The sequence below is a fragment of the Streptomyces sp. LUP47B genome (assembly GCF_001746295.1).
Lineage (GTDB): Bacteria > Actinomycetota > Actinomycetes > Streptomycetales > Streptomycetaceae > Streptomyces.
The window spans coordinates 823,183-840,052 of sequence record NZ_MJAH01000002.1; the positions used below are offsets into that span (position 1 = coordinate 823,183).

Below are 16,870 nucleotides of genomic sequence, written 5' to 3' on the forward strand. Positions count from 1 at the left end.
CCGCATCTGCACCGCTTCGGACTGCCTGGTCGCAGCGGCCCGCGGTGTCGTGGGCCCATCATAGGAATGCGGATCGCGCCGTGTGATGACCCAGGGGTAGTGAATCGGAGCGAGACTCCTGTTCACCGCGGCATTCGCCCCGATTGGGCCGGGCTTGGACCCTCGCCCGGCCGCTTCCTGCTACTTCCCCTCGGGCGACCGCGGCGAGCTGACCGTCGTGCGCGGGGCACGCCGCTGGGAGGAGGTGCGCACGATCAGCTCGGTCGGTATCACCTGCTCGACCGGTTGGTCCGATTCGACCCCCTCGATGGCGTCGATGAGGAGCTGGACCACGGCCGTGCCGATGTGGCGCGGCTTGAGGGAGAGCGTGGTGACGGGCGGCTCGGTGCCGGCGTACACGGTGGACTCGCTGCAGCACACGATCAGCAGATCGTCCGGGACACGCAGCCCGTAGCGGCGGGCGGCGGCCAGCAGGTCGGTGCCGTTCGGGTCGAACAGGCCGTAGACGGCGTCCGGCCGGTCCGGGCGGGCGAGCAACCGGTCGGCGGCGACGGCGCCCGCGCACGGATCGTGGGCGGGGTAGGCCTCGTAGACCGGGTCCTGCCCGACCCGCTCGCACCAACGCAGATACGCGCTGGTCGACAGGTGGGTGTACGTGTCCGTCGTCGTCCCCGTCAGCAGGCCGATGCGGCGGGCGCCGGCGTCGGCCAGATGGTCGAGGATGCCGAGGACGGCGGCCTCGTGGTCGTTGTCGACCCAGGCGGTGACCGGGAGGGTCCCGGCCGGGCGGCCGTCGGAGACAACCGGTAACCCCTGCCGGACCAGCTCGCTGACGACCGGGTCCTGGTCGGAGGGGTCGATGACCACGGTGCCGTCCAGGGCGACGTTCGACCACACGTCGTGGCGCGAGGTCGCGGGCAGGATGACGAGGGCGTAGCCGCGGGCGAGCGCGGCGGAGGTGGCGGCCCGCGCCATCTCGGCGAAGTACGCGAACTCGGTGAAGGTGAAAGGTTCATCCCCGTACGTCGTCACGGTCAGGCCGATGAGTCCTGACTTGCCGGTACGGAGGGTTCTGGCCGCGGCCGAGGGCCGGTAGCCCAGCCGGTCTGCGACCTCCCTGACATGGCGGCGGGTGGCGTCCGGGAGCCTGCCCTTGCCGTTCAGGGCGTCGGAGACGGTCGTGATGGAGACTCCGGCGGCGGCGGCCACGTCTCTGATGCCCGCCCGGCCCGGCCGGCTGCCTCGACGGGAGGTTTCCGCGCGGCTCACCTGGTGCTTCCCTGCTGCTGTCATGGCGAGCCGATAGTAGGGCTCATGCGGTGGGGTAGGGCGGACGCATATGCACGCGTTGACAGGCACGTTTCTGCAAGGTCATATAGCGTCAACTACCTTTGAAACAGAGACAGTTAAACGATCCAATGGCATTACGTAACTTGTCGACACGCATGGGCCTGCCAAGGTCCCGATGTTTCGAAGAGGTCTCAACTCACCTGCACGGGTGACGCGCGCCACGGCGCGAGCCACCGGCGCATAGATATATGTGACCGCGCCCCTTGATTCGTCTGTCTTCGTACGGTGATGCCCCTGATGCCTGTGGGGCAGATGAGGTTCGCTTCCACCTGTACGCGGCGGCGCCCAATCCTCATAAGGTGAGCAGTATTGGATGCCGGCTGCCGGAGTCGGACGCCATGAGTCGGTGGTCATGAGGAGGACTGCGGTGAGCGAGACGAGCCCCAAGCTGCGCGCCGAGCTGGAGGGTATCCCCACGTACAAGCCGGGCAAGCCCGCCGCTGCCGGCGGTCCGGTGGCCTACAAACTGTCCTCCAACGAGAACCCGTATCCGCCGCTGCCGGGAGTGCTGGAGACCGTGACGGCCGCCGTCTCCTCCTTCAACCGCTACCCGGACATGGCCTGCACAGGTCTGATGAACGAGCTGTCCGAGCGCTTCGGCGTCCCGCTCTCCCATCTGGCCACCGGCACCGGCTCCGTCGGCGTCGCCCAGCAGCTGATCCAGGCGACCTCGGGACCGGGTGACGAGGTGATCTACGCCTGGCGGTCCTTCGAGGCGTACCCGATCATCACGCAGATCAGCGGTGCCACCTCGGTGAAGGTGCCGCTGACGGCGGGCGACGTGCACGACCTGGACGCGATGGCCGAAGCGATCACCGAGCGGACCCGGCTGATCTTCGTCTGCAACCCGAACAACCCGACGGGCACGGTCGTGAAGCGGGCCGAGCTGGAACGGTTCCTCGACCGGGTGCCGAGTGACGTGCTGGTGGTGCTCGACGAGGCCTACCGCGAGTTCATCCGTGACCCCGAGGTGCCGGACGGTGTGGAGCTGTACCGCACACGGCCGAACGTCTGTGTGCTGCGCACCTTCTCCAAGGCGTACGGCCTCGCCGGCCTCAGGGTCGGCTTCGCGATCGCCCACGAGCCGGTGGCCGCGGCGCTGCGCAAGACCGCGGTGCCCTTCGGGGTCAGCCAGATCGCGCAGGAGGCGGCGATCGCCTCGCTGCGGGCCGAGGACGAACTCCTGGGCCGGGTCGGCTCGCTGGTCTGCGAGCGCAACCGCGTGGTGGAGGGACTGCGAGCTCAGGGCTGGACGGTGCCCGAGACGCAGGCCAACTTCGTGTGGCTGCGGCTGGGGGAGCGCACGGTCGACTTCGCGGCGGCGTGTGAGCAGCATGGCGTGGTGGTACGGCCGTTCCCGGGCGAGGGCGTGCGGGTGACGGTCGGGGAGACCGAGGCGAACGACATCTTCCTGAAGGTGGCGGAGGGGTTCCGTAAGGAGCTGTGACGGGACGTGTGCGACTGCGGGCGTGGGGGTTTCACGTGAAACCCCCACGCCCCGCGCGCCAGGGCCGACCGGTCCCTCCCTGATGTGACCTATCGGACCCTCCCAGGGACCCCCCGCCCGTCCCGTGCCGAACAACCATGCGTCATACTTGCTTGTGAATGTGAACGCTTTCACAAGCGCGCACTATGCACGCATATGTTCCACAAGCCTGTGAGGTAAGGAGCGGCGACGTGGACCTGGCTCTGGCGCCGGAGACCCTGGCGCGCTGGCAGTTCGGCATCACCACCGTCTACCACTTCCTGTTCGTCCCCCTGACGATCTCTCTGGCCGCCCTCACGGCCGGCCTCCAGACGGCCTGGGTGCGGACGGAGAACGAGAAGTACCTCAGGGCCACCAAGTTCTGGGGCAAGCTCTTCCTGATCAACATCGCGATGGGCGTGGTCACCGGCATCGTGCAGGAATTCCAGTTCGGCATGAACTGGTCCGACTACTCGCGCTTCGTCGGCGACGTCTTCGGCGCTCCCCTGGCCTTCGAGGCCCTGATCGCCTTCTTCTTCGAGTCCACATTCATAGGTCTGTGGATCTTCGGCTGGGACAAGCTGCCCAAGAAGATCCACTTGGCCTGCATCTGGATGGTCTCGATCGGCACGATCCTGTCGGCCTACTTCATCCTCGCGGCCAACTCGTGGATGCAGCACCCGGTCGGCTACCGGATCAACAAGGAGAGGGGCCGGGCGGAACTCACCGACTTCTGGGCGGTACTGACACAGAACACCGCGCTCGCCCAGGTCTTCCACACGATGTCGGCCACCTTCCTGACCGGTGGCGCCTTCATGGTGGGCATCGCGGCCTTCCATCTGTTCCGCAAAAAGCACGTCGCCGTGATGAAGACCTCGCTGCGCCTCGGCCTGGTCACCGTGGTCATCGCCGGCATGCTCACCGCGATCAGCGGTGACACCCTCGGCAAGGTCATGTTCAAGCAGCAGCCGATGAAGATGGCGGCCGCCGAGGCCCTGTGGGACGGCCAGGACTCGGCACCCTTCTCGATCTTCGCCTACGGCGACGTGGAAAAGGGCCACAACACCGTGGCCATCGAGATCCCGGGCCTGCTGTCCTTCCTCGCCGACGACAACTTCACCTCGTTCGTCCCCGGCATCAACGACGTCAACAAGGCCGAGCAGGAGAAGTACGGGCCGGGCGACTACCGGCCCAACATCCCCGTCACCTTCTGGGCCTTCCGCTGGATGATCGGTTTCGGCATGGCGTCCTTCGCCATCGGTCTCGCCGGACTCTGGCTGACCCGCAAGAAGTTCATGCTCCCGCAGCACCTGCGTGTCGGCGAGGACGAGGTTCCGCATCTGGTCCTCTTCAAGAACAAGGCCCTCAGCCCCAAGCTCGGCAGGCTCTACTGGCTCGTGGCGATCTGGACCCTTGGCTTCCCACTGATCGCCAACTCCTGGGGCTGGATCTTCACCGAGATGGGCCGCCAGCCATGGGTCGTCTACGGCGTTCTGCAGACCCGGCACGCGGTCTCCCCCGGCGTTTCCCAGGCCGAGGTCCTCACCTCGATGCTCGTCTTCACGACTCTCTACGCCATCCTCGCCGTCGTCGAGGTGAAGTTGCTCGTGAAGTACGTCAAGGCCGGCCCGCCCGAACTCACCGAGGCCGACCTCAACTCGCCCACGAAGATCGGCGGCGACACCCGTGACGCCGACAAGCCGATGGCCTTCTCGTACTAGGCCGAGGGAGATCGAGTCATGGAACTTCACGACGTCTGGTTCGTGCTCATCGCCGTCCTGTGGACCGGCTACTTCTTCCTGGAGGGCTTCGACTTCGGGGTCGGTGTCCTCACCAAGCTGCTCGCCCGTGACCGGGCCGAGAAGCGTGTCCTGATCAACACCATCGGTCCCGTCTGGGACGGCAACGAGGTGTGGCTGCTGACGGCGGGCGGTGCCACCTTCGCCGCCTTCCCCGACTGGTACGCCACGCTCTTCTCCGGCTTCTATCTGCCGCTGCTGGTCATCCTGGTCTGCCTGATCGTCCGGGGCGTCGCCTTCGAGTACCGGGCCAAGCGGCCCGAGGAGAACTGGCAGCGCAACTGGGAGACCGCGATCTTCTGGACCTCGCTCATCCCGGCGTTCCTGTGGGGCGTGGCCTTCGGCAACATCGTGCACGGGGTGAAGATCGACCAGGACTTCGAGTACGTCGGCACCCTCTGGGACCTGTTCAACCCGTACGCCCTGCTCGGTGGACTGGTGACGCTGACGCTGTTCACCTTCCACGGAACGGTCTTCACGGCTCTGAAGACCGTCGGGGAGATCCGGGAGCGGGCGCGGAAGCTGGCGACCCGGGTCGGCGTCGTCTCGGCCGCGCTGGCGCTGATCTTCCTGCTCTGGACGCAGGTCGACAGCGGCGACGCCAAGAGCCTGGTCGCGCTGGTGGTCGCCGTGGCCGCACTGGTCGCCGCCCTGGTGGCCAACCAGGCCGGGCGTGAGGGCTGGTCGTTCGCCCTGTCGGGCGTCACCATCGTGGCCGCCGTCGCGATGCTCTTCCTGACGCTCTTCCCGAACGTCATGCCGTCCTCACTCGACGCGGACTGGAGCCTGACGGTCACCAACGCCTCGTCGAGCCCGTACACCCTGAAGATCATGACCTGGTGCGCGGGGATCGCCACACCGATCGTCCTGCTCTACCAGGGCTGGACGTACTGGGTGTTCCGCAAGCGGATCGGCACGCAGCACATCGCTGAACCTGTGCACTGAGCCCGAGATGGGGCATGTTTCACGTGAAACATGCCCCTTGAGAAGAGGGTGTGTTTCACGTGAAACCGATCGACCCGCGTCTGCTCCGATACGCCCGGGCCACCCGACTGTTCCTGGTGGCCGTGGTCGGCCTGGGTGGCCTCGGTGCCCTGCTGGTCATCGCCCAGGCGATGCTCGTCGCCGAGGTCGTGGTGGGCGCGTTCCAGCACGGTCTGGCGGTCGCGGAACTCCGTACTCCCCTGCTGCTGTTGGCAGCCGTCGCTGTCGGTCGCGGGCTCGTCTCCTGGCTCACCGAGCTTGCGGCGCACCGCGCGAGTGCCGCAGTGAAGTCGGAACTGCGGGGGCGGCTGCTGGAGCGGGCCACGACGCTGGGGCCCGGGTGGCTGAGCGGTCAGCGGACCGGGTCGCTGGTCGCCCTCGCCACCAGGGGGGTCGATGCCCTCGACGACTACTTCTCGCGCTATCTCCCGCAGTTGGGCCTTGCGGTGGTCGTGCCGGTGGCGGTGCTGGCGCGGATCGTGACCGAGGACTGGGTATCGGCGGCCATCATCGTCGGGACCCTGCCCCTCATCCCTGTCTTCATGGTGCTGATCGGCTGGGCCACTCAGTCCCGGATGGACCGCCAGTGGCAGCTGCTGTCCCGGTTGTCGGGGCACTTCCTGGACGTCGTCGCCGGGCTGCCCACACTGAAGGTGTTCGGCCGGGCCAAGGCGCAGGCCGAGTCGATCCGGCGCATCACCGGCGAGTACCGGCAGGCGACCATGCGGACGCTGCGGATCGCCTTCATCTCCTCCTTCGCCCTGGAGTTGCTGTCGACGCTCTCGGTGGCGCTGGTCGCCGTGACCATCGGGATGCGGCTCGTCCACGGCGAGATGCACCTGTACGACGGCCTGGTCATCCTCATCCTTGCCCCCGAGGCGTATCTGCCCCTGCGGCAGGTCGGCGCGCAGTATCACGCGGCGGCGGAGGGGCTGACAGCCGCCGAGGAGATCTTCTCGGTGCTGGAGACGCCGGTGCCGAGGTCGGGTACCGCTGCGGTGCCCGCCGGTGGGCTGGCCTTCGAGCAGGTCACGGTCACGTACCCCGGGCGTTCGGATGACGCCGTCGCGGACGTGTCCTTCGAGGTCGCGCCCGGGGAGACGGTCGCTCTGGTCGGGCCCAGCGGCGCGGGCAAGTCCACGCTGCTGAACGTCCTGCTGGGATTCGTACGGCCGACCGAGGGACGGGTCCGGATCGGGGGAGTCGACCTCGCCGAGGTCGACCTGGAGGAGTGGCGTTCGCGCATTGCGTGGGTGCCGCAGCGGCCTCAGTTGTTCGCCGGGACGGTCGCCGAGAACGTGCGGCTGGCCCGGCCGGACGCCGACGAGGCCGCGGTGCGAGGGGCGTTGGGGGACGCGGGGGCGCTGGAGTTCGTCGACGCGCTGCCCCTGGGGGCCGACACCGTGCTCGGCGAGGACGGGGCCGGGCTGTCCGCCGGGCAGCGGCAACGACTCGCGCTGGCCCGGGCTTTCCTCGCGGATCGGCCGGTGCTGCTCCTCGACGAGCCGACGGCGGCGCTCGACGGAGCCACCGAGGCGGAGGTCGTGGCGGCGGTACGGAGGCTCGCGGCCGGGCGGACGGTGCTGCTGGTGGTGCACCGGCCGGCGCTCCTCGGGGTGGCCGACCGGGTGGTGCGGTTGGCGGAGCCGACGGTACCGGCTCCGGTGGAGGCCATGGCCAGGGTGCCCGCGGCACGTACGGTCGAGGACAGCAGCCCTGCTTCGGCCGAGCCCGGGACGACCGCGCCGCCGGCAGAGGCGCGCAGCGTTCTGTCCCGCGTGCGTGCCATGTCCGGCCCCCGACGAGGCCGACTCGCCCTCGCACTGCTGCTCGGGAGCCTCGCGCTCGGCAGTGCCGTGGGCCTGATGGCCACCTCCGGGTGGCTGATCTCGCGGGCTTCGCAGCAGCCGCCCGTGCTGTATCTGATGGTGGCCGTGACGGCGACCAGGGCCTTCGGGATCGGCCGGGCGGTGTTCCGGTACGCGGAGCGCCTGGTGTCGCACGACGCCGTGCTGCGGATGCTCGCCGACACCAGGGTCGCCGTGTACCGGCGCCTGGAGCGACTGGCGCCGGCCGGTCTGCGCACGGCGCGCCGGGGTGATCTGCTCTCACGGCTCGTCTCCGACGTGGACGCCCTCCAGGACTACTGGCTGCGCTGGCTGCTGCCCGCAGGTGCCGCGCTCGTGGTGTCCACGGCCTCCGTGGGTTTCACGGCCTGGTTGTTGCCCGAGGCAGGTGCCGCGCTCGCCGTGGGCCTGCTGGCCGCCGGTGTCGGTGTCCCGCTGATCACCGCAGCCGTGGCTCGCCGTGCCGAGCGCCGACTGGCCCCCGCCCGAGGGGAACTGGCGACGCGGGTGACCGATCTCCTGACCGGAACTGCGGAGTTGACCGTCGCCGGTGCTCTGCCCGCCCGTACCGCCGAGGCACGGCGGGCGGACGGCGTCCTCACCCGGATCGCCTCCCGCGCCGCCACCGCCACCGCACTCGGTGACGGACTCACCGCCCTGATCTGCGGCCTGACCGTCACCGCCGCCGCCCTCGTGGGCGCCCAGGCGGTCGCCTCCGGGCGGCTCGGCGGGGTCGCCATGGCCGTCGTGGTGCTCACTCCACTGGCATCCTTCGAGGCTGTGCTCGGGCTGCCGCTCGCCGTGCAGTACCGGCAGCGGGTGCGCATGAGCGCGGAGCGCGTCCACGAGGTGCTGGACGCGCCCGCGCCCGTACGGGAACCGGGGCTTGCTCGGCAGGCGCCTGCCTCCCCGTTCCCGGTTGTCCTCAAGGGGCTGACCACTCGGCACGAGGGCCAGGATCGGGACGCCCTCACGGGCCTCGATCTGAGCCTGGCGGAGGGCCGGAGGATCGCCGTTGTCGGCGCATCCGGCTCGGGCAAGACCACGCTCGCGCAGGTGCTGCTGCGCTTCCTGGACGCGGACGCCGGCACCTACACCCTGGGCGGCGTGGACGCCTACGGGCTGCACAGCGACGACGTACGGCGGCTGGTGGGGTTGTGCGCGCAGGACGCACATCTCTTCGACAGCTCGGTGCGCGAGAACCTGCTCCTTGCCAAGAAGGACGCGACCGAGGACGAGCTGCGGGACGCACTGCATCGGGCTCGCCTGCTCGACTGGGCCGAGAACCTGCCCGACGGGTTCGACACCCTGGTCGGCGAGCACGGGGCGTGGCTGTCCGGCGGTCAGCGGCAGCGGCTCGCGCTGGCCCGGGCACTGCTCGCCGACTTCCCGGTCCTTGTCCTGGACGAGCCCGCCGAGCATCTCGACCTGCCCACCGCCGACGCGCTCACCGCCGATCTGCTGGCCGCCACCGAGGGCCGTACGACGCTCCTCATCACGCACCGGCTGGCAGGTCTCGAGTCGGTGGACGAGGTGGTCGTACTCGATGAAGGACGGGTCGTGCAGCGGGGTTCCTACGCTGAGCTGGCGGGGGTGGAGGGGCCGTTGCGGGCAATGGCCGAGCGGGAGGCGGAGTCGGAGTTGCTGGTGGCGGCGCGCTGAGGCCTTGGGTTGCGGCTCACGCGAGGAGCGGTCCTCGGCTGAGCCGCAGCGACCCCTACCGCCGCTCCAGCATCCGCTCGATCACGACGGCCACCCCGTCGTCGTTGTTGGCGACGGTCCGGCCCGAGGCCGCGGCGATCACGTCCGGGTGGGCGTTGCCCATCGCGTACGACTGTCCGGCCCAGGTGAGCATCTCGACATCGTTGGGCATGTCCCCGAACGCGACGACCTCCTCGTGCGAGATTCCGCGCTCGGCGCAGCACAGGGCGAGCGTGCTGGCCTTGGAGACGCCGGGACCGCTGATCTCCAGCAGGGCACTGGGGCTGGACCGGGTGACGTTGGCGCGGTCGCCGATGGCGAGGCGCGAGAGGGTGAGGAAGGCGTCCGGGTCGATCGAGGGATGGTAGGCGAGAATCTTCAGCACCGGTTCGGCGGCACCGGGACCGTCCTCGGCCAGCAGGTCCTCGGCCGGTGCGAGGTTGTCGGGGATCTCCATGTGCAGCTTGGGATAGTCAGGCTCCTGGTAGAAGCCGTACGTCTGCTCCACCGCGTACACCGTGCCGGGCGCCGCTTCCCTCAGCAGCCGTACGGCATCCAGCGCGTTCTCCCGGGCCAGCTCGCGTACCTTCACGAACCGGTGGGCGCCGGGGCCGCCGTGCAGGTCGACCACCGCGGCGCCGTTGCCGCAGATGGCCAGGCCGTGACCGTGGACGTGGTCGCTGACGACGTCCATCCAGCGGGCCGGGCGGCCGGTGACGAAGAAGACCTCGATGCCCGCCTTCTCGGCGGCGGCGAGAGCCGCGACCGTGCGCGGGGACACCGACTTGTCGTCGCGCAGCAGAGTGCCGTCGAGATCTGTGGCGATCAGGCGCGGAGGTATGTCGGCGGCCGGGGTCTCGGGCTGTCGAGTAGCTGAGGTCACGCGCTCATTCTCCCGTATACGCCTGCACGACCGGACGGGTGCCCGCACAGGTGAGACATAGATGACGCAGGAGCGGACCTCATCCGCCCCGGTGCTGCCGCCTCAGCCCAGTTGTGCCGGTGCTTCCATGGCGATCTGCTCGAAGACCTTCTCGTCGGCGGCGAAGTCCGAGTCGGGGATCGGCCAGTGGATCACTAGCTCCGTGAAGCCGAGCTCCCGGTGGCGGCCCGCGAAGTCGACGAAGGCGTCGAGGGACTCCAGCGGGCGCCCGCGGTCCGGGGTGAAGCCGGTGAGCAGGATCTTGTCGAGCGAGTTCACGTCCCGGCCGAGCGACGCACAGGCGTCGGTGAGCTTCTCGGCCTGGCCGCGGAGGGCCTGGAGGGACTGCTCGGGCGTGCCGTTCTCGTACAGCTTCGGGTCGCCGGTGGTCACCCACGCCTGGCCGTGGCGGGCGGCGAGCCGCAGTCCGCGGGGGCCGGTGGCGGCCACGGCGAAGGGCAGCCTGGGCCGCTGGACACAGCCGGGGATGTTGCGGGCCTCGTGCGCCGAGTAGAAGTCGCCCTCGTAGGACACCGAGTCCTCGCAGAGCAGGCGGTCGAGCAGCGGGACGAACTCGGCGAGCCGGTCGGCACGCTCGCGCGGGCTCCACGGATCCTGGCCGAGCGCGGTGGCGTCGAAGCCGGTGCCACCCGCGCCGATACCGAGGGTGACGCGGCCGCCGGAGATGTCGTCGAGTGTGATCAGTTCCTTGGCGAGGTTCACCGGGTGCCGGAAGTTCGGCGAGGTCACCAGGGTGCCCAGGCGCAGCCGGTCGGTGACGCCCGCGGCGCCTGTCAGCGTGGGCAGGGCACCGAACCAGGGGCCGTCGCGGAAGGTGCGCCAGGACAGGTGGTCGTAGGTGTATCCGGTGTGGAAGCCGAGTTGGTCCGCGCGCTGCCATGCCTCGCGGCTCCCCTCGTTCCAGCGGCGGTAGGGGAGGATCACGGTGCTCAGGCGCAGATTCATGTGTCCGAGCGTAAGGGCCGACCCGTGTTTCACGTGAAACAGTGACCCACAGTCACTGTGTTCGCCCGCTGAGCCAGGGGCTGAGTCCGACCGGGATGAACTCCTTGTGCACGCGGTCACCCGGTAGCGGCACCATCAGGAAGTGGCTGGGCGGGAAGCGGCGCTTCTTCACCCAGGCGTGGCCTTCGTAGAGGGCGCGGAGGAAGGCGGGGACATCGTCGCGGGCGATGTCGGGGCACTCGACTCCGTCGACGGTGATCAGGGCGTCGTCGTCCGGGAACAGCCGCACATCCACTTGCGGCCGGCCGCCGAGTTCGACGTAGGCCTCGTGGGGCAGGGTGCCGTCCGGGTCGGTGGTGACGCCGACGCCCGCAGCGCTGCGGCGCGAGGTCTGGTCGGCGCCGATGTCGTGGGTCACCTCGATCGCGAGCCCGTACGCGGCGGCGAGGGCGCGGAGCGCGGTGACGGCGGCCTCGGTGGTGGGGAGGTGGTCCATGCCGTGGTGCATGGCGTCGATCATCCCCCGCCGAGGCTCAGTGCTGCTCGTGAAACCGCAGGTAGCGCGGTTGCACGGACTGGGTCAGCCACACGCCGTTCGCGCTGACGTGGAAGGCGTGGCCGTCGCGGTGCATGGCTTCCGCGTCCACGGAGAGCACGACGGGGCGGCCACGGCGGGCGCCGACGCGGGTCGCGGTTTCGCGGTCCGGCGAGAGGTGTACATCGTGCCGGTTCATGGGGCGCAGTCCCTCGGCGCGGATCGCGTCCAGGTAGCGCGCCACCGTGCCGTGGTAGAGGTAGGGCGGCGGGGTCGCCGGTGGCAGGCCGAGGTCGACGTCGATGCTGTGGCCCTGGTTGGCGCGGATGCGCGTGCCGTCGATAGCGAAGCGCTGTTTGTCGTTGGCGGCGACCACGTGGTCCAGCTCGTCCCGGGTGAAGCGGAAGCCGTGCTCGGTGGCAGCGGCGATCAGTACGTCGATCTCGACCCAGCCGGCCTCGTCGAGCGTGAGCCCGATGCGTTCGGGCTGGTGGCGCAGATGCTTCGAGAGGTACTTCGAGACCTTCACGGTGCGTCTCTCGTCCCTCTCGCGTAGCTCGTTCTCGTTCATTTCATCAGGGTGCCGGGAGAGACGTGAATCACGCGAATGATTTTGGGCCGGATGTTTGATCCACAACCAACTGTAGTTATCCACAGGCTACTTGGCGTTTCTGTGGACAACTCCCTGTCATGTCAGTCCTCTTCGTCAAGATCGACTGGGGGTCGCCCATTTGACGTGAGCGCATCCAACGCCCTTGCCCGCACCTCCCGTTCAGCCGCCAACACAAAGAACTCCGCCGCCCGCTCCACGCCAACCAGCCTTTCCACCGCCCGCATCGTCTCCTCGGGTACGGACACGGAACGTGACGTCTGACGCCCATCCGGCGTCTCCTCGGAACCGAGGTGCTGCCTCAGGTGTCGTGCCGCCAATGTCCGCATCGCGCGCGCGAGTTCGGCGTCCACTGTCTGTTGCGCGAGCGGCCGCAGTCGGCGGACGAGTGAGGCGGCTTCGGCGGCTTCCGTGTCGGTCGGCCGGTGCGGTCCTTGCAGGTAGCGCGCGAAGACGTGTTCGGTGGTGAACTCCACGAAACGGGCCGCGATGTGCTCGACCTGTCCCCTCAACTCCCTGAGATGGCCGGAGATCGCGGATAGCGGGACTCCGGCCGCGTACAACTCGACGGCCACGGCGAGCTCTTGGGGGCTCGGCACGAGGAAGGATCCGTCGTCGCCGGGTACCGGCTCCAGTACGCCGAGCTCCACCGCCTCGGCGACCGCGGTCTCGTCGGGGGTGGCGCCGAAGCGGGCGTCCAGTTCGGCGCGGGAGATCCGGACGGCCTCCTCGTCGGTCCACGGACCGTCGACCTCGGCGACAAGACCGAGGATGCCGCCGAGGCCACGACCGGAGTCGTAGGCCTCCAGGAGCTCCTTGATGGAGGCCAGCCCGTAGCCGCGGTCGAGGAGATCGGCGATCTGGCGCAGCCGGACGAGGTGGGTGTCGGTGTAGATGTTGGCCCGGCCCCGCCGCTGGGGGCGGGGGAGCAGTCCGCGGTCCTGGTAGGCGCGGATGGTGCGGACGGTGGCGCCGCTGAGGTGGGCGAGGTCCTCGATCCGGTGGGCGGGGGTCTCGCTCACGCGGCGGCCCGCGCTGCCGGTGACCGCTTCAGGTACTCCACCGCACGGCTCAACGACCCCTCCCGCGACGGGTGGTAGGACCGCCGGAGGTAGCGCGGTATGGCCGCGCCGAGCTCCCGCCAGGCCGGCAGCAGTCCTTTTCGTACGGCCCTTTCGTGCTCCTTGAGGGAGTAGCGCAGGCGGCCGGCGAGCTGGGGGTCGTGGCGGATCAGGTAGGCCGTCCCCCACAGCCACAGGTGGAGCATCACGGGGGCGGTGACCGCCATGCCCGCGATCCGGCGGGCGTATCGGGGCGTTCCGGTGCCGCCGCAGTGCTGGTACATGTCGAAGGCGACCGCGCGGTGCTCGACTTCCTCGGCGCCGTGCCAGCGCAGCAGGTCGAGCATGATCTCGTCGGCGTCGGCCCGGTCGAGTCCGTCAGCGGCCAGCACCCAGTCGCCGAGCACGGCGGTGAACTGTTCGATGGCGGCGACGACCGACAGCCGGAAGCGCAGCCATTCGCGCGCGGGAATGGGCGCGTTGAGGGGCGGACGCTCGCCGAGCAGCCGCTCGAAGAGGAAGTCGACGTACTTGGTGAAGTCTGCGGTGTCGAGCCGCTGCGCGGCCAGGTGGTCCAGTACGTGTGTGTGCTGGACGCTGTGTGTGGCCTCCTGGCCCATGAACCCCTTGACGTCGGCGCGGAGTTCGGGGTCGCGGACCAGGGGCAGGCCTTCCTTGAGGACTTTCACGAACCAGCGCTCCCCCGCCGGCAGCAGCAGGTGCAGCACGTTGATGACGTGGGTCGCGGTGGGCTCGCCGGGGATCCAGTGCAGGGGCGTGCGGGACCAGTCGAAGGACACTCGGCGTGGGGCGATCTCGTGGCTCACAGCGGCGGCTCCAGTCGTGCGATCGCCCGGAGTGCCTTCGGCGCCCACCGGGCCAGGGCGCGCGTGCCGCGGGCCTCGGGTGTGACCGGTACGACGGCCTGGTTGCGCACGACCGCTCGCAGGATCGCGTCGGCGACCTTCTCGGGCGGGTAGTTCCGCAGTCCGTAGAGGCGGGCCGTGCGTTTCTGCCGGCGTTTCTCCTCGTCGGCGTTGACGCCCGCGAAGCGCGCTGTGGAGGTGATGTTGGTGTTGACGAAGCCGGGGCAGATGGCGCTCACGCCGATGCCGCGGCCCGCGAGTTCGGCGCGCAGGCTCTCGCTGAGCATGAGGACGGCCGCCTTGGAGGTGCCGTAGGCGGACAGTGCCCTGGAGGGCTGGTAGGCGGCCGCCGAGGCGGTGTTGACGATGTGGCCGCCCTGTCCGCGCTCCGCCATCTGCTTGCCGAAGAGCCGGCAGCCGTGGATGACGCCCCACAGGTTGACGTCGAGGACCTTCTTCCAGTCCTCGGTGGTGGTGTCGAAGAAGGAGCCGCCGAGGCCGATTCCGGCGTTGTTGACCAGGACGTCCACCACGCCGTACTCGGCGGCGACCTTGTTGGCGAGTTTCTCCATGGCCTGTTCGTCGGAGACGTCGACGGTCTCTGCCCAGGCCTCGGGGGCGCCGACCAGCCGGGACAGTTCCGCGGTGCGGGCGGCGGCCTCGGCGTCCCGGTCGACGGCGACCACGCGCGCGCCGGCCTCCGCGAAGGCGAATGCCGTGGCGCGGCCGATGCCGCTGCCCGCGCCGGTGACCAGCACGAGCTGTCCGCCGAACCGGTCGGCGTACTTCCCGGTCGCCCGCACAGCGGTCCGGCCGCCTTCGACGGACGTCACGAACTCCGTGATCCACGCGCAGAGCTGGTCCGGGCGTGAGCGCGGGATCCAGTGCTTGGCGGGGAGGGTGCGCCGGGTCAGCTGTGGTGCCCACTGCTCCAGGCCGTCGCAGAGTTTCTCCGAGAGGAACGCGTCCCCCAGGGGCGTGATGAGCTGCACGGGCGCGTGTGCGTACGCGTCGGTGCGCGGGCGGCGCAGCCGGGACCGGACGTTGTCCCGGTACAGCCACGCGCCGTGGGCCGCGTCGGTGGGCAGCGAGGAGGTCGGATAACCGTCGGCGGGGACCTTCTCGACGCTCTCCAGGAGGCGCGGCCAGAGCTTTCCGAGCGGACCGCGCCAGGCCAGTTCGGGCAGGCCGGGGGTGTGCAGCAGGTAGACGTACCAGGATTTGGCGCTCTGTCCGAGCAGCTGGCCGACCCGGCGCGGGGTGGGGCGCCTGAGGCGTCCGGCGATCCAGTGGCCGAGGTGGTCGAGGGACGGTCCGGACATCGAGGTGAAGGACGCGATGCGCCCCTCGGTGCGCGCGACGGTGACGAACTCCCAGGACTGCACCGAGCCCCAGTCGTGTCCGACCAGGTGCACGGGCCGGTCCGGGCTGACGGCGTCCGCGACGGCCAGGAAGTCGTCCGTCAGCTTCTCCAGGGTGAACCCGCCGCGCAGCGGCTTCGGTGCCGTCGACCGGCCGTGGCCCCGGACGTCGTAGAGGACGACGTGGAAGCGGTCGGCGAGCCGGGTCGCGACCTCGGACCAGACCTCCTTGCTGTCCGGGTAGCCGTGCACCAGAACCACGGTCGGCCGGCCCGGGTCGCCCAGTTCGGCCACGCACAGTTCGATGCCACCGGTCCGTACCCGGCGCTCCCGCGCACCTTTCAGCAAGCTCACGTCGCCTCCGCCCAGCGCCGCACGTGCGGCAGATCGTCGTCCAGCCAGAAGGCGCTCTGCTCGGGGTCCCTGGAGTCGGTGACGACCAGGATCTCCTCGAACTTCGCGCCGGTGCCCCGGAATCCGAGGTGGGGTTCGACCGCCCACAGGCCCGGCCGCGGCGGATGGTCGGAGAAGCGGTACGGCGACCACAGGGGCGACCAGCCCTCGCGGTGGCCGTGCAGCGCGTCCGCGGCCAGGCCCTTCAGGGACTGGGTGCCGAACCCGAAGACGTGCGGTGACCAGCGGCGCTGCTTGACCTGGTCGACCTTGTGGGCGATCACGCCGAAGGGGTACGCGCGGTGCCGGTTGGCGTAGCCCTGGCGGACCATGAGGCGGTCCACGTCCTCGTGGATCTCGCGCAGCGACCGCCGCTCACGGACCTCGCGCAGGATCAGCTCGCGGTGCGCCTCGAGGTCGGCCATCAGTCTGTCCTGGACGGGGTTGATCCCCAGCGAGCCGGAGTAGCCGATGTCGGCGGTGAAGCCCTCGTACACCGGGGCCATGTCCAGGATGAACGGCATGCCGGGCGCCAGGCGGCGGTCGCTCGGGAAGAACTGCAGCGGAACGCGGAAGCCCGTGAACGCCGTACGGTCACCGAACCAGGCGAACGGCAGATGGAACCAGTCCCGTACGCCCCGCTCGCGCAGCCACTCGCGCTGCATCCGGGCGGCCTGCCGCTCGCTCACGCCGGGCTCCAGACGGGCCGCGATCGCCTCCGCGCACTCGTAGGCGAGGCGCTGGACCTGCCTGAATCCCCGCAATCGGGTGGAGAGTTCGCTGTTCGCTGCCGTCGTCATGCCGCCTCGTCCCCGTCGACTGCGGTACGTGCCCGTAACGTGACACTGGCGAATGTGACAGTTGTCAGAGGCTGCGTCAATAGGGCCGGGACGGGCTGTGGAAAAACCTGCCGATGTGGAAAACGGAGGCCGCGTTGTTCTACTTCAGGGTGACCCCTAGGTGCCCGTACATCTGGAGTCTGATGCCGATGCAGCTCTGCGGGGTGACGA

The 16,870-nt window shown here is 69.6% G+C and carries 13 protein-coding genes; 4 read left to right on the forward strand and 9 right to left on the reverse strand.

All coding sequences use genetic code 11. The features are described from left to right. Positions 1-180 precede the first annotated feature (180 nt). Entirely contained in the window at positions 181-1,293 is a 1,113-nt protein-coding gene (locus tag BFN33_RS10300) for a LacI family DNA-binding transcriptional regulator (protein ID WP_079140742.1), read from the reverse strand. Positions 1,294-1,717: 424 nt separating this feature from the next. Between BFN33_RS10300 and hisC the strand changes: the two genes are divergently transcribed. From hisC to cydD, 4 genes are all read left to right on the forward strand, one after another. After that, a complete protein-coding gene (hisC, locus tag BFN33_RS10305; RefSeq protein WP_069759576.1) occupies positions 1,718-2,797 on the forward strand; it encodes a histidinol-phosphate transaminase in 1,080 nt (359 codons plus the stop codon). A 230-nt stretch (positions 2,798-3,027) separates the two neighbouring features. After that, complete coding sequence (locus BFN33_RS10310; protein ID WP_069759577.1) at positions 3,028-4,536, forward strand: cytochrome ubiquinol oxidase subunit I; 1,509 nt, start codon at positions 3,028-3,030, stop codon at positions 4,534-4,536. Positions 4,537-4,554: 18 nt separating this feature from the next. Beyond that, a complete protein-coding gene (cydB, locus tag BFN33_RS10315; protein WP_069759578.1) occupies positions 4,555-5,559 on the forward strand; it encodes a cytochrome d ubiquinol oxidase subunit II in 1,005 nt (334 codons plus the stop codon). A 59-nt stretch (positions 5,560-5,618) separates the two neighbouring features. Further along, positions 5,619-9,107, forward strand: coding sequence for a thiol reductant ABC exporter subunit CydD (gene cydD, locus BFN33_RS10320; protein ID WP_069759693.1), 3,489 nt, complete (start codon positions 5,619-5,621; stop codon positions 9,105-9,107). Positions 9,108-9,162: 55 nt separating this feature from the next. Here cydD and BFN33_RS10325 read toward each other — a convergent pair whose 3' ends face one another. The 8 genes from BFN33_RS10325 to BFN33_RS10360 form a co-directional block, all read right to left on the reverse strand. Beyond that, positions 9,163-10,029: an HAD hydrolase family protein gene (locus BFN33_RS10325; RefSeq protein ID WP_069759579.1), complete on the reverse strand. Its 867-nt coding sequence runs from the start codon at positions 10,027-10,029 to the stop codon at positions 9,163-9,165. A 102-nt stretch (positions 10,030-10,131) separates the two neighbouring features. Beyond that, entirely contained in the window at positions 10,132-11,034 is a 903-nt protein-coding gene (locus tag BFN33_RS10330) for an LLM class flavin-dependent oxidoreductase (protein WP_069759580.1), read from the reverse strand. 52 nt (positions 11,035-11,086) lie between these two features. Further along, complete coding sequence (locus tag BFN33_RS10335) at positions 11,087-11,542, reverse strand: hypothetical protein (RefSeq protein WP_256122702.1); 456 nt, start codon at positions 11,540-11,542, stop codon at positions 11,087-11,089. A 25-nt stretch (positions 11,543-11,567) separates the two neighbouring features. Beyond that, entirely contained in the window at positions 11,568-12,140 is a 573-nt protein-coding gene (locus BFN33_RS10340) for an RNA 2'-phosphotransferase (RefSeq protein WP_069759581.1), read from the reverse strand. Positions 12,141-12,262: 122 nt separating this feature from the next. Beyond that, complete coding sequence (locus tag BFN33_RS10345) at positions 12,263-13,201, reverse strand: MerR family transcriptional regulator (protein WP_069759582.1); 939 nt, start codon at positions 13,199-13,201, stop codon at positions 12,263-12,265. Then, the gene (locus BFN33_RS10350) at positions 13,198-14,067 is read right to left on the reverse strand and encodes a metal-dependent hydrolase (RefSeq protein ID WP_069759583.1); all 870 of its coding nucleotides are present in this window, start codon (positions 14,065-14,067) and stop codon (positions 13,198-13,200) included. The genes BFN33_RS10345 and BFN33_RS10350 overlap by 4 nt, the downstream gene beginning before the upstream one ends. Next, the gene (locus BFN33_RS10355) at positions 14,064-15,821 is read right to left on the reverse strand and encodes an SDR family oxidoreductase (RefSeq protein ID WP_069759584.1); all 1,758 of its coding nucleotides are present in this window, start codon (positions 15,819-15,821) and stop codon (positions 14,064-14,066) included. Before BFN33_RS10355 ends, BFN33_RS10350 begins: the two co-directional genes overlap by 4 nt. Next, on the reverse strand, positions 15,818-16,660 hold the full coding sequence (locus BFN33_RS10360; RefSeq protein ID WP_069759585.1) for a M24 family metallopeptidase: 843 nt from the start codon (positions 16,658-16,660) through the stop codon (positions 15,818-15,820). Before BFN33_RS10360 ends, BFN33_RS10355 begins: the two co-directional genes overlap by 4 nt. Positions 16,661-16,870 lie beyond the last annotated feature (210 nt).